Raw genomic sequence first — 12,518 nt, forward strand, 5'->3', positions numbered from 1 at the left:
TCTGCGTGGTCCACGGCGCACGATCGGAGGCGCGTAGCGCCATGCAGCAAGCAGGTCAGCAGACGAATCGCAGCGGGTTCACCGCGGTTGCCCGCGAGCAGCTGCCGTGGCTGTACTCGCTGGCCCGCCGGCTCGTCGGCGACCAGGCGGAGGACGCCGTGCAGGAGTGCCTCATCAAGGCCTACCGGGCGTACGACAAGCTGCGCGACGAGCAGGCCGCGCCGGCGTGGTTCCGCCAGATCCTGCTCAACTGCATCCGCGACCGCTACCGCAAGGAGTCCGGCCTGCCGGTCGAGGACTCCATCGACGACATGAGCGAGCACTCGCTGTACCGCCAGATCGCCGACGCCGACCCGTTGCCCTACTCCGACAGCGTGCACCTGGACTTCCTCGCCGCGTTCGAGCAGGCGCACGTCTGGGAGGTGCTCGACCGCATCAAGGCGCTCTACCGGGTCCCCCTCGTGCTGGTGCACATGGAGGGGTTCTCGACCGCCCAGGTGGCCCGCATGTTCGGGGTCGCGCGGGGCACCGTGCTGTCGTGGCTGCACCGCGGCCGCAAGCTGTTCGAACGCGAGTTATGGGACTACGCCACCGAGCACGACCTGCTCGCGGCCGGGAAAGGGAGCAGGGCGATGATCAGCTGCGCTGAGGCGGTTGGCCAGCTGTGGGAGTACCTCGAGCACGAGGTCGACGACGCCGACCGGGGCCAGGTCGAGGAACACCTCGCGTTCTGCCGGCGCTGCTGCGGCGAGGCCGAGTTCGCCGAAGCGCTGCGGGACTTCCTGCGCTCCGCCGCACGTCCCCACCTGCCCGGCGACGTGGCAAACCGCCTCGTCGGGTTCCTCGATGAGTTGAAGGAGAGCACATGAGCAAGGACCTCATGTTCAAAGACGAGGTTCAGCAACTCGTCGCCGACGCCTACCGGGCGCTTGACGCCCCAGGTGGCCCGGCCGCCCGCCACTACACCGACGGGCAGCTCGCCGCGCTGCCCGACGGTGCCCGCGAGTGGCTGCTCGGGGTGGGCAACCCGACCGCCTGGGCCGGCCTGCGACCCGGCGAGGACGTCGCCGACCTGGGTTGCGGCGCCGGGCCCGACACGATCCTCGCCGCGCGCGAGATCGGTGCGGGCGGGCACGCCACGGGGATCGATCTGCTGCCCGAGATGGTCGAACGGGCGCGGGCGAACGCCGCTGCCGCAGGGCTCGACAACGTCACGTTCCTGCAAGGCGAGATCGAGGACGTCCCGCTGGCCGACGGTTCGGTCGACGTCGTGCTCGCCAACGGCACGATCAACCTGTCTGCGCGCAAGAGCCGCGTGCTCGCCGAGGCGCACCGCATCCTGCGGCCGGGCGGGCGCCTGTGCGCACCCGATCTCACCATCCGCGAGGACGAACTGCCCACCGAGGTGCTCACCCACCCCGCGGCGTGGGCCGGGTGAGTAGCCGGGGCCCTGGCGGAGCGTGTCTTCGTCGACAAGATGACAACCGTCGGCTTCATCGACATCGACGTGCGTGAACGGCGGCCCTTCGGGCTCGAGGACGCCGCCGACTACCCGTTGTTCACGCCCGATCTCATCGACCTCATGCACAAGTTGATTCCTCCCGAGCGGCAGGCCCACGTGGCCACCGCGATCACGGTCACGGCCCGCAAGCCGGGCTGAGGAGCCCCACCTCAATCACGTCGGAGGGTCGGTGGTGTCCCCTAGCTGACAGGCCCAGTCCCCCACCGACGTGGTGTTGGTCGCTGCCTGGTGGTGGAGTAGTGTTCGACGGCTGCGGTGAGCTCCGTCGGGTCCATCCCGCGGCCGTCGTCGGCGACGCTGATCCGCACGTAGCGTCCGGTTGGCAGTCCGAGGCGGCTGGCTGCTGCGGGCGGCAGCGACGTTGCGGCCGCGCTGAGGAGGATGCGACCGTCATGCTCGACCGCATCAACCGCATTGGTGAAGAGGTTGCTGACCACGCAGTGCAGTTGTGGGGCGGAGACGCGGACGTGGGCGGTGGTGCCGTCGAGCCGTGCCTCCAGGTCGATGACGTCGGGCACGAGTTCGGCGAGCCCGCTGCGGAGCTCGCCGAGCACGCCGAATGGCGTCGATCGACGCGGCCTTCGGTTGCCAGCCGCTGGTGAACGCCTGCAGCTGACGGACCAGGCCGCCCGCGGTGGCCAGGACGGTGTGGAGGGTATGAGCGGCATCGGCGACCTGCGGCTCTGTGAGCCGGCCTTCAGCAACTCGGTCTGCATGGTCGCGGCGGTGAGGTGGCGATGCAGCAGCACGACGGCGGCGTGTCCGGCGGCGTGGAAGTCGGCGCCGTCGTTCACCAGTGCCGAGAGCTCCGCCGCTGCGCCCAGCCGCTCGGTTACCCGCAGGATTTGACGTCGGGGGGCGGTCGAACAGTCGTGGCGCCTGCGCGTTCAGGTGGCGGAGTTCGCCGGCAGCGAAGCGGCGGAGCGGGTCAGTAGTCCGCCAGCCTGCTCCTGTCCCTGGGCGTGCAGGGCGACACCGAGGGCGTCGAACGTGGGGTCGAGCACGGTTGCTGGAACCCTCCGCGCGGTGAGGATCCCGAGGAGCCAGGACAGGTACTCCGTCGCGACGCGCTCGTCTCCGGTGAGGACCGTCGCCTCGAGGAACCGAACGGTGTACTCGAGGTCCTCTCGGGTGCGCTGGCGCTGCCGCTCCTCAGCGCTGCGCAGCCAAGGAAGTCGCCGTTCGAGTTCGTGCTCGGCCTGCTCGGTGATGAGGGTCCGGTCACCACGCAACGTCCGGTAGGACGCGACGGCGGCTTCGTCTGGCGCTGCCAGCTGTCCGGGGCCGTGCTCGGCCCACCCCTGCAGGACCCGGTCAGTCGCTGCGGCGTCGGCTGCCCACGCGTCCGCGCCGATCGCGGTGGCGCGGCGGTCGTCGTCACCGAACGCGCGGCCACCGGCAATGCCGGGCACGCCGGCGCGGTGGGCGGCCTCAACGGTTTCCAGCGCGCCAGGCAGCGTCATCGGGATGGCGCAGCTGACCGCGACGGCCAGGGGTCGGGTTTCCTCGAGGTGGCGCTGGAGGTCACGAGCGGGGATGCTGCCGCCGAGGAACTGGGCGTCCCAGCGGCGCGCTCGCAGACCGTCGGTCAGCATGCGGGCCGGCAGCGTGTGCCATTCGCCCTCGGCGCACACGACGAGTAGCGGGCGCGACAGCACCGGTTCGCTGGTATGTGCAGCCACGGCGGCGGCTACCCGGTCGGTGATGGCGGTCGCGGCGTGCTCGTCGGCGACCGTCCATTCGTTGCTGGCCCATCGCTCACCGACCTCTCGTTGTGCGCCGGCGAGCATGCCGAGGACCTGCTCCGTTCCCGCACCGGCCGTGAGCGCACCCAGCGCCACACCCATCGCGGCGGCAAGGTCGCGCCGCTCCAGGCAGGCCAGGTACTCCGCGGTTGGCGACAGCGCGCTCACCGGGCCACCACCCTGAGCAGTCGCACGCCGGCAGGACGTGGCCCGTCCGGTCCGTCGGGGATGCGCGCATGAGACCGGCGGTGCGCCTCGCTACGCATGTAGGCGGAGAAGTGCTCCTTGGTCTCCCACCACGACACCATCAGGTAACCGCCCCCCTCGCGCTCGTCGCGCCACACCTGCAGGTCGAGGAAGCCCGGCCACCCGTCCACCTCTCCGAGCCGGTCACCGAATGCCGCCTCCAGTGCCTTCTCGCCACCAGCAGAGACGGCGATCTCGCTCATCACCACGAAGGGCGCGTCCGGCCCCGCCGAGTCGGCAGGCTGCGGCAGCCGCTGTGTCATCGTGCTCATGTGGTCTCCTGGCCTGCGATCTTGATCCGGTCACGGCCCGCTTCCTTTGCCCGGTACAGCGCTGCGTCCGCAACGGCGAGCGCGGTCTCCACTCCGTCCTCGCCTACGTCGGCGACGCCGGCCGAGAAGGTCACCGGAAGCGATCGGACCGCCAGCCAGCGCGTGCGAACCCGTCCGAGCACCCCGGCTGCCGTCGGTCCGTCGGTGGACGGCAGGTACAGCATGAACTCCTCACCGCCCATGCGGCACGCGACGTCTGCCTCGCGGATGCTGCCGCGCAGGCATTCGGCGAAGTCCCGCAGCACCCGGTCGCCGGCCTCGTGGCCGTGCGTGTCGTTGAGCGCCTTGAAGTGGTCGAGGTCGAGCATCGCGACGGTATCGCCATCATGGCCCTGGATGTACACGCCCGCCGAGCCGCGCCGGTTGAGCAATCCCGTGAGGGGGTCCACCGCGGCGTCGTGCTCGGACCGGGTCGCCTTGTCCAGGCGGGACACGACCGCGCGGACGTCTTCCAACAGACCGGGCAGGTGGGTTTCGAGGTGCAGCCGTGCGGCGCTGTAGGGATCGGCGGCGGGCAGCAGCGGCTCGGGCAGCACCCCCATGCTGAGGTCCATCGGCAGGACGTGCTCGTTTTCCAGCGTGGCGGGCACCGTGCGGCCGCCGAGTCCGTACACGAGCCCCACCAGCTCGCTCACTGCCTCCTCCGGCGTCGTGGCGCGCAGCAGCCGGCGCAGAACCTGCTGCACCAGTGTCACGGCGGCCGCCTCGGTGACCGGGCCAGCCATCGCCACGTCCGGGGGGACGAAGTCCTCCACTATCCGACCATCTCCTCCCAAGGCTGTTCGGTCATGTCATGCTCGGCTCCCGAATGTCAGTGTCGACCGGCGGCCGTTCCCGGGACATAGGCAAAAGGGACGACTTCTCCCCCGCGGCCATCCGCCGGGCGAGCGCGATCTCGAACGCGCGCTCGCCAGTCGCGAGCGGGGGCACCCCATTCGGGGGCGAACGGGGTCGAACATCCGATCCTCCGCGAGCAGGCCATAAGGAGCGTAGCAGCGCCAGACGAGCTCCTCCTGCAACGTCACCATGCGCGCTCGCAACGACTTCGCCCGTTCCGCGTTCGCATGGAGCACCGCTCGCGTCGGGACCTCGCCCTCCGCCACCGCCGTTGGGAGCACCCCGGCGAGTTCCTGCGCCGCACCGTCCAACAACCGCGCCAGCTCCAACGGCCGCCCACCGGCAATGGGAACTGCTTGAACACCTTACCGCCGCGATCCAGCACAAAGTGGTTGTGTGTCGCAACCTCCGCGAACACGATCGACAACGGCGTCCGAAACCTCTACGAGATGGTCGCCAGCAGGGCCGCCACGACGGGCCAGGCGAGGACCGGCACGACGAGCACCATCAGCGCTGAGCTGAGGGCGTGGACGGCTGCGGCTGTTGGTCGAGGAGCAGGTCGAGCAGTCCCAGGCCGATGTCGTACTGCGCTTCGTGGCCTGCGAGGAACGCGCCGGCGTTGGACACGACGGCGATCCCGAGGCCGTCGGCGTCGGGTGCGAGCAGGATGTGGGCGACACCGGCGTCGTCGTACGCCAGCTCGACCGGGCGCCACCGTCCGAACCACTGCTGGTGACCGGTCGCCAGGTCGGCTGCGCGTGGGTCGTCGGCGGCGGCGAACGAGCCGGTCATCCCCGGCGGGTCGAACACACGGTCGGCGAGCTCGTCGGCGAAGGCCCGGCCGGTGACCTGCTCGGTCACGGCGGCCGGCAGCATCACGCCGGCGTTGCTGTAGTTGAAGCCCTCCCCCGGTGCAGCCGCGAGCCGGCGGGACAGCAGCTCGTCGATGCGGGCTAGCCGTGGTATCCCACGATCTGCTGCGGGGAGCGGTCGCGTTCGCCCGAGAAGGCGGTGCGCCCGCCATCGAGGGCTACCCGGTCGGCAACCGTGGCGCGAAGGTTGACCTCACGATGGCCTACGTGGGGACACGCGGACTGTTCGAGCAGGCCGGGTTGTCAGGGCGTCAGACACCGACTCGGTCCTCAACGGCTTTCCTCGCATCCTCATGCGGCTGGAACTGCCCTGACGGCACCAAGGAACTGGTCGCCGTGGTCGATGGCCACCGTGAGTCCACGCGCTCAGATCCGCGGCTCGGTGCCAGCCTCCAGGCGTTGAGCGATGATGCTCACCTCGTCGAGCTCTCCTGCCGCTACCGCCATGATCAGGTCGTAGGCGGCGTCGTTGGTGAGGGTGAGCCGGAGACCGTTGACCCCGTAGAAGGCGATAACGCTCGCCAGGCCCAGGCGCTTGTTGCCGTCGACGAGCGCATGGTTGCAGACCAGGGAGTGCAGCAACGCTGCGGCCTTCTCATGCAGCGTTGAATACGCCGCTGCGCCGAAGGCGCTGGCGGCTGGCCGGGCTGCGGCGGCCTCCAGCAACCCGGCGTCGCGTACCTCGACCGCAGGCAGAACGCGCTCCGCGATCTGCAGGAATTCCTCGAGCTCGAGGAGGATCACCGACCGAGACGCTCGAGCGCCTCGGCATAGCGAGGCAGTTCCGCATCGAGCACGTGGTTCAGCAGCTCCTGCCTGCTCGTGCGTTCGATGTACTCGCGCACAGCTTGGCGGGCGACCTCCTGCATCGATCGGCCCTCCCGCAAGGCACGGCGCCGCAGCGCCTCTGCCTCATGCTCATCGAGTCGCAACGTCATCGCCATGGGCTCGAAGATACCACAACTGATACCAACCGCGATCTGCTGCCGGCGATCGCCGCAGTGACCGCCCACGGCTGGCTGGACGCTCTGGCCCGACCCCGAAGATGTCCCCCCGGCGTCGGGTGGGCACACTGCGGGCATGTGGACCGAAGCGGACGTCCCTGACCAGACCGGCCGCGTGGCGGTCGTGACCGGCGCGAACGGGGGGCTGGGCCTGGAGCTCACCCGCGCGCTCGCGCAGGCGGGCGCCACGGTCGTGATGGCCGCGCGCGACCAGGACAAGGCCCGCGCCGCCCGCCGGCAGGTCGCCGAGGCCGTGCCGGGCGCCGAGCTCGACGTCCGCGAGCTCGACCTCGCGTCGCTGGCCTCCGTACGGGCCTGCGCCGCGGGCATCGTCGAGGACCACCCCGAGCTCGATCTGCTCGTCAACAACGCTGGGATCATGGCCATCCCGGAGCGGGAGACCGCCGACGGCTTCGAGGCCCAGCTCGGGGTCAACCACCTCGGCCACTTCGCGCTGACGCGACTCCTGATGCCCGCGCTGCTCACCACACCGGCGTCCCGGGTGGTCGCCGTCACGAGCGTCGCCCGCCACGTCGGGCGTGCGGTCGACCCGGCCAACCCGCACCTGCGCGGCCGCTACCACCCCTGGCGGGCGTATGGCCAGTCAAAGCTCGCGAACCTGCACTTCGCGCTGGAGCTGCACCGCCGGTTGGAGAAAGCCGGGGCAGCGACGCGCAGTCTCGCCGCGCACCCCGGGCTGACCCACACCGACCTCCAGTCACGCAGCGTCGAGGCCAGCCAGGGGGGTGCGAGCCAGCGGTTCTGGCAGGCGATGGCGCACGGAACCGGCATGACGCCGCGCCAAGGCGCGCTCGCGCTGCTGCGGGCAGCCACCGATCCCGCAGCTCGTGGCGGCGAGCTCTACGCGCCCCGGTGGGGAACCGTGGGAGCCCCGGTGCGTCGCCCCGTCGTGCGTCCGGCGGGACGTGCCGGCGCGACGCTCTGGGCGATCTCCGAACAGGAGACCAAGACGCCTTTCGCCATCGACCAGCTCGTCAGGTGAGGATCCTCACAGGAAGATCACGAGCAGGATGATGATCAGGATCAGGGTGCCGATGCCGATGTACACGGGGGACTCCTTCGCGGGAGGCAGGGACCACTTCTCCCTACCCCGCCCCGGACACCCCTGAACGTGTCTCCTCAGTCGGGGCGCTGCCAGAAACCGAGCTGGTTGCCCCACGGGTCGGTGAACGGCAGCCAGGCGCCGCCCTCGACGTCTTGGGGCTGCACCGTGTCCATGGGGACCTTGAGGCGCTTCAACCGGCGACGGGTGGCCGCGACATCGGGACTGGCCAGCGCCAGCTCGACACCCGGTTTACGGGCACGCACCAGGCTGACCCGCTGCCCGCCCGCGTCCATCTCGGCGATGCGCTCACCCGCGTGCTCCACCGTACGGACGTGCTCGAATCCGCAGGCGTCGACGTAGAACGCCACCGCGTCATCGACATCACCCACGTGGATGATCACTTCCGAGATCGTCACCCTCCATGCCCTTTCACCGCGACCCATGCCTCAGGCATCGTAGAAGTAGCGCTCGTGAACCTTGCGGACCCTGCGCATCGCCCGTCCCAGCTGCTGCACCAGGTTCTGCGCTCCCGGCGGCGGATGCCCGGCCATACGGGCGATGCGTTCCTGCTCGCGGGGCCCCGGGGGGAGCTGGTCCGTCTGGCGGAATCCCCCCAGGTAGAGCATGTTGCGCACCCGGGTGAGCAGCTCGTAGCCCTCGCGCAGCCAGCTCGCATCCTGCGCTGCGACGAGGTCGGCGCGCTCCAGGGCGTCCAGGGCAGCCATGGTGCCGGGGGTGCGCACCTCCGGGTGGCGTCCCCCCGCCTGCAGTTGCAGCAGCTGCACCGTCCATTCGACGTCGGTGAGGCCCCCCGCGCCGAGCTTCAGGTCCACGCGGTCGCCCACGCCGGGACCGGCGGGTCGCCGCGACGGAGGCGGCGGACGCACCGCCCGTGGGCCCGGGGGTGGGCGACCGGGACGGAACGCCCGTCGCTGCCGGGGCTCACGACCGCCGGCGGCGTCCCCGCCGGTGCGCTCCCGCTCCACCCGCGCCTTCATCTGGCGCACGGCGTGCGTGCGCTCCACCGGCGGCTGCTCGGGATACACGAGGTCGCGCACCGACTCGACGAACGCCGCACCGAGCTCGGCGTCGCCCGCGACCGGGCGCGCCTGGGTCAGCGCCTGCAGCTCCCAGTGGTCCCCCCAGCGCTCGTAGTAGGAGCGGTAGGAGTCGAGGGTGCGCGCCAGCGGGCCGTCCTTGCCCTCCGGGCGCAGGTTCAGGTCCACGTTGAAGGCCTGGCCTTCGGGTGTGATCTCGCCCAGCAGGCTCAGGAGCCGGGCGACCGCGCGCAGGGCGTCTCCCCGCCGGTCGGCGGGCTCGAACACCAGCAGCACGTCGAGGTCGCTCGCATAGCCCAGCTCCCTGCCGCCGAGCTTGCCCAGCGCCACCACGGCCATGCGCACGCCCTCGGGCACGACGATGGACACGGCCCGCTCCAGGCACGCCTCGGCCAAGCCCGCAAGCTCCGCCGCGACCTCCAGGCAGCCGGCTTGGCCGGTGAGGTCGCGGACCGCGATGCGCGCGGCCTCCCGGCGCTTGAGCCGGCGCAGGGAGTCCGCCGCCGTCAGCTCCTCCTGACGGCGGCGGCGCAGCCCCTCGGCCAGGCGCAGGTAGTCAGCCGCCGCCAAGGGACGGGACAGCCCGTCGAGGTCGGCCAGGTACCCGAAAACCTCCGGTTGGCGCTCCAGCCACTTGCCGACCAGCTGGCTGCTGCCCAGCACCCGGGCGAGCATCTCGCCCACCGGCGGGGTGTCGCGCAGGGTGCGCAGGAACACCGGCGAATCGCCCAGGCGCTCGGCCAGGGACCGGTACGCGGCCAGCCCGCCGTCGGGGTCAGGTGACGCCGCCAACGTCGGCAGGACGGCGGGCAGCAGGGTGCGAAACAGCTGGGCCCGGCGGCTGACACCGGCGGCCAGGGCCTGCAGGTGGTCGAGGGCCACGGCCGCGTCGGCGAAGCCCAGCGCCCCCAGGCGATCAGAGGCTGCCGCGTCGTCCAGTCCGCTGTCAGCCCCCTCGACGCCCAGGTGGTCCGCGCGCGACAGCTCGGCGAAGCGCTCCAGCAGCGGGCGGTAGAACAGCTTCTCGTGCAGTCGGCGGACGTAGCCCTGGACCCGCGCGAACTCCTTGTCGAACTGGGTCAGCGCACTGGCGCGGGCGAGGTTGTGGAAGCCCAAGGAGCGGGCGAGCTGCGCGCGGGCGGCGTCGTCGGCGGGCACCGTATGGGTCCGCCGCAGGCGGTACAGCTGCAGCCGGTGCTCGACGGTGCGCAGGAACTGGTAGGCGTCCCCGGCCAGGTTGGCGTCCCCCTCGTCGACATAGCCGCCATCGGCCAGGGCCTGCAAGGCCACGAGGGTGTTGCCGCTTCGCAGGGTGTCGTCGTGTCGTCCGTGCACGAGCTGCAGCAGCTGTACGGCGAACTCGATGTCGCGGATGCCGCCGGGGGCGAGCTTGACCTGGCGGCTGCCGGCGCGCTGCACCTCCCGCGACGACTCCACCACGACCTTCATCGCCTGGATCTCCGAGACCGCACCGCTGTCCAGGCGGTCCGGCCAGACGAACGGGCGGGTGCGCTCGACGAAGTCACGGCCGAGACGCACGTCGCCCGCCACGTGCCGGGCCTTCAACAGCGCCTGGAACTCCCAGGTCTTGGCCCACCGCTCGTAGTAGGCCTGGTAGGCCTCGAGGCTGCGGATCAGCGGCCCGTCCTTGCCCTCTGGCCGCAGGTTCGCGTCCACCTCGTAGGCGCGTCCTGCGGGTGTGCTCTCCCCCAGCAGGCGCATGAACGCCGACGCCACCCGGCGAGCATCATCGAGGTTGCCGTCCCCGACGAACATGACGTCGACGTCCGAGACGTAGTTCAGCTCCCACCCGCCGAGCTTGCCCATGCCGATGATGGCCACGCGGGCGTCGGGCCCCAGCTGCTCCTGCAGGTGGTCGAGGGCAGCGGCGAGCACCCCCTCGGCGAGGTCCGCCAGCTCGCCGGCCGTGGCGGGGGTGTCCGCGTGCCCCAGCAGGTCGCGGGCGGCCACGCGCAGCAGACCCCGGCGCTGGAAGGACGCCAGCGTGGCCGCAGGTTCGTCGGGATTGGCCGCGAGCTCCGCCATCGCCCGCCGTTGCACGGTGGCGGCGTGCCAGGGCTCCAGGTCGCCGGTCAACACCGCCAACGCGGCCGGTTTGGCGATGATGAGCTCGGCGAGAGCGCTGCTGGCCCCCGCCACCGTGGCCGCACGACCGACCAGCCCTTGCCCCGCACGCTCGCCCTCCACCAGCGTCGCCCACGCGTCCGGGTGCTGCTCCGCCAACCTGGCGAGCAGCGGCAGCGCGTGGTCGGGGTTCGGCGTGCGCGCCATGGCCTCGATGACCTCGGCGGCGTCCGCCGCCGGGCCGTCCTCGCTCCACAGGCCGAGTGTGCGCAGGGCGGGCACGGCGGCGTCGGCCGCGATGCCCAGGCGGGCCAGCATGGCCGCGCCGCTGACAGGGCGTTCGTCGCGCCTCGCCCGCGATGGGCCGCCTGCGCTCATGTCGCTACAGGGTCGGCAGGTACTTGTTGATCTCGTAGGGGGTGACCTGCGAGCGGTACTCGTCCCACTCGACGCGCTTGTTGCGCAGGAAGAACTCGAAGACGTGCTCGCCGAGTGCCTCCGCGACCAGCTCGGACTCCTCCATCGCCCGCAGGGCCCCGTCGAGGTTGTGCGGCAGGCTGCCGATGCCGGCGGCCCGCCGCTCGGCGTGGGTGAGCTCGTAGATGTTGTCCTGGGCCTCCGGGGGGAGCTCGTAGCCCTTGTCGATGCCCTCAAGGCCCGCGGCGAGGATCACCGAGAAGGCGAGGTAGGGGTTGCAGGCGGGGTCGGGCGCACGGAACTCGATGCGGGTGGAGGAGCTCTTCTTCGGCTTGTACCGCGGGATGCGCACCAGCGACGAGCGGTTGTGCCGGCCCCACGAGACGTACACCGGGGCCTCGAAGCCGGGCACGAGCCGCTTGTAGGAGTTGACCCACTGGCAGCAGACGGCGCAGATCTCCTTGGCGTGGTGGAGCAGGCCGGCGATGAACTGCTTGGCGACGACGGACAGGTTGAAGGGGTCGTGCTCGTCGTAGAACGCGTTGGTGTCGCCGTCGAACAGCGACACGTGGGTGTGCATCGCGCTGCCCCAGTGCTCGGCCAGCGGCTTGGGCATGAACGTCGCGTAGATCCCCCGGTGCATGGCGACCTCCTTCACGACCAGGCGGTACGTCATGAGGTTGTCGGCCATGGTGAGCGCGTCGGCATAGCGCAGGTCGATCTCGTGCTGGCTGGGGGCGACCTCGTGGTGGGAGTACTCCACGGAGATGCCCATGGCCTCCAATGTCTGGATGGCCTCCCGGCGGAAGTCCGACTGCACGTCCAAGGGGGTGAGGTCGAAGTAGCCGCCGCCGTCCAGCGGGGTGGGGTCGTCGGGGCCCTTGAAGAGGAAGAACTCCATCTCGGGATGGACGTAGAAGCTGAAGCCCATGTCGGCTGCCCGCGCGAGGTTGCGGCGCAGGACCTGCCGGGGGTCGGCGGCAAACGGTTCGGCCTCCGGGGTGCGGATGTCGCAGAACATCCGTGCCACGCCCGTGTCGCCGGTGTTGCGCCACGGCAGCACCTGGAAGGTCCCGGCGTCGGGCATCGCGAGCATGTCGGACTCCTGCACGCGGGCGAACCCGTCGACCGCGGAGCCGTCGAAGCCGATGCCCTCCTCGAAGGCGCCCTCGAGCTCGGAGGACGTGACCGCCACGGACTTCAGCATGCCGAGCACGTCGGTGAACCACAGGCGCACGAAGCGGATGTCGCGCTCCTCGACGGTGCGCAGCACGTACTCCTGCTGTTTGTCCACGACGCTCCCCTCATGCGGTCTGCGGGTCCGCATCGTAGCG

14 protein-coding genes are annotated in these 12,518 nt (G+C 71.0%); 4 read left to right on the forward strand and 10 right to left on the reverse strand.

Going from position 1 to position 12,518, the window contains the following annotated elements; translation table 11 throughout:
- Window positions 1-41: 41 nt before the first annotated feature.
- Genes WD250_10100 through WD250_10110 form a run of 3 tightly spaced genes read left to right on the forward strand, consistent with a single transcriptional unit; the run spans window position 42 to window position 1,660 of the window.
- On the forward strand, window positions 42-869 hold the full coding sequence (locus WD250_10100) for a sigma-70 family RNA polymerase sigma factor (GenBank protein ID MEX2620560.1): 828 nt from the start codon (window positions 42-44) through the stop codon (window positions 867-869).
- Window positions 866-1,438 (forward strand): methyltransferase domain-containing protein, encoded by a 573-nt coding sequence (locus WD250_10105; protein ID MEX2620561.1) that lies wholly within the window; start codon window positions 866-868, stop codon window positions 1,436-1,438. Before WD250_10100 ends, WD250_10105 begins: the two co-directional genes overlap by 4 nt.
- A 39-nt stretch (window positions 1,439-1,477) precedes the next feature.
- Complete coding sequence (locus tag WD250_10110) at window positions 1,478-1,660, forward strand: hypothetical protein (protein MEX2620562.1); 183 nt, start codon at window positions 1,478-1,480, stop codon at window positions 1,658-1,660.
- Window positions 1,661-1,701: 41 nt separating this feature from the next.
- On the opposite strand, the gene WD250_10115 is transcribed toward WD250_10110, so the two are convergent.
- From WD250_10115 to WD250_10145, 7 genes are all read right to left on the reverse strand, one after another.
- Entirely contained in the window at window positions 1,702-2,316 is a 615-nt protein-coding gene (locus tag WD250_10115) for an ATP-binding protein (protein MEX2620563.1), read from the reverse strand.
- 93 nt (window positions 2,317-2,409) lie between these two features.
- A complete protein-coding gene (locus WD250_10120) occupies window positions 2,410-3,435 on the reverse strand; it encodes a cobalamin B12-binding domain-containing protein (GenBank protein ID MEX2620564.1) in 1,026 nt (341 codons plus the stop codon).
- Window positions 3,432-3,785 carry an antibiotic biosynthesis monooxygenase gene (locus WD250_10125; GenBank protein MEX2620565.1) on the reverse strand — a complete coding sequence of 118 codons (354 nt, stop codon included), beginning with the start codon at window positions 3,783-3,785 and terminating at the stop codon, window positions 3,432-3,434. The genes WD250_10120 and WD250_10125 overlap by 4 nt, the downstream gene beginning before the upstream one ends.
- Complete coding sequence (locus WD250_10130) at window positions 3,782-4,600, reverse strand: GGDEF domain-containing protein (GenBank protein MEX2620566.1); 819 nt, start codon at window positions 4,598-4,600, stop codon at window positions 3,782-3,784. Before WD250_10130 ends, WD250_10125 begins: the two co-directional genes overlap by 4 nt.
- Before the next feature lie 589 nt (window positions 4,601-5,189).
- Entirely contained in the window at window positions 5,190-5,648 is a 459-nt protein-coding gene (locus WD250_10135; protein MEX2620567.1) for a serine hydrolase, read from the reverse strand.
- Window positions 5,649-5,920: 272 nt separating this feature from the next.
- Entirely contained in the window at window positions 5,921-6,298 is a 378-nt protein-coding gene (locus WD250_10140; GenBank protein MEX2620568.1) for a type II toxin-antitoxin system death-on-curing family toxin, read from the reverse strand.
- Window positions 6,295-6,498, reverse strand: a complete 204-nt coding sequence (locus WD250_10145; GenBank protein ID MEX2620569.1) for a ribbon-helix-helix protein, CopG family — start codon at window positions 6,496-6,498, stop codon at window positions 6,295-6,297. The genes WD250_10140 and WD250_10145 overlap by 4 nt, the downstream gene beginning before the upstream one ends.
- Before the next feature lie 136 nt (window positions 6,499-6,634).
- Between WD250_10145 and WD250_10150 the strand changes: the two genes are divergently transcribed.
- Window positions 6,635-7,561 carry an oxidoreductase gene (locus WD250_10150; protein ID MEX2620570.1) on the forward strand — a complete coding sequence of 309 codons (927 nt, stop codon included), beginning with the start codon at window positions 6,635-6,637 and terminating at the stop codon, window positions 7,559-7,561.
- A gap of 137 nt (window positions 7,562-7,698) precedes the next feature.
- Here the strand turns inward: WD250_10150 and WD250_10155 are convergent, their stop codons facing one another.
- The 3 genes from WD250_10155 to WD250_10165 form a co-directional block, all read right to left on the reverse strand.
- On the reverse strand, window positions 7,699-8,040 hold the full coding sequence (locus tag WD250_10155; GenBank protein MEX2620571.1) for a VOC family protein: 342 nt from the start codon (window positions 8,038-8,040) through the stop codon (window positions 7,699-7,701).
- A 30-nt stretch (window positions 8,041-8,070) separates the two neighbouring features.
- A complete protein-coding gene (locus tag WD250_10160; protein ID MEX2620572.1) occupies window positions 8,071-11,085 on the reverse strand; it encodes a bifunctional [glutamine synthetase] adenylyltransferase/[glutamine synthetase]-adenylyl-L-tyrosine phosphorylase in 3,015 nt (1,004 codons plus the stop codon).
- Window positions 11,086-11,149: 64 nt separating this feature from the next.
- Entirely contained in the window at window positions 11,150-12,478 is a 1,329-nt protein-coding gene (locus WD250_10165) for a glutamine synthetase family protein (GenBank protein ID MEX2620573.1), read from the reverse strand.
- Window positions 12,479-12,518: the final 40 nt, after the last annotated feature.

It is taken from the genome of Egibacteraceae bacterium (assembly GCA_040905805.1).
Taxonomy (GTDB): Bacteria; Actinomycetota; Nitriliruptoria; order Euzebyales; family Egibacteraceae; genus DATLGH01.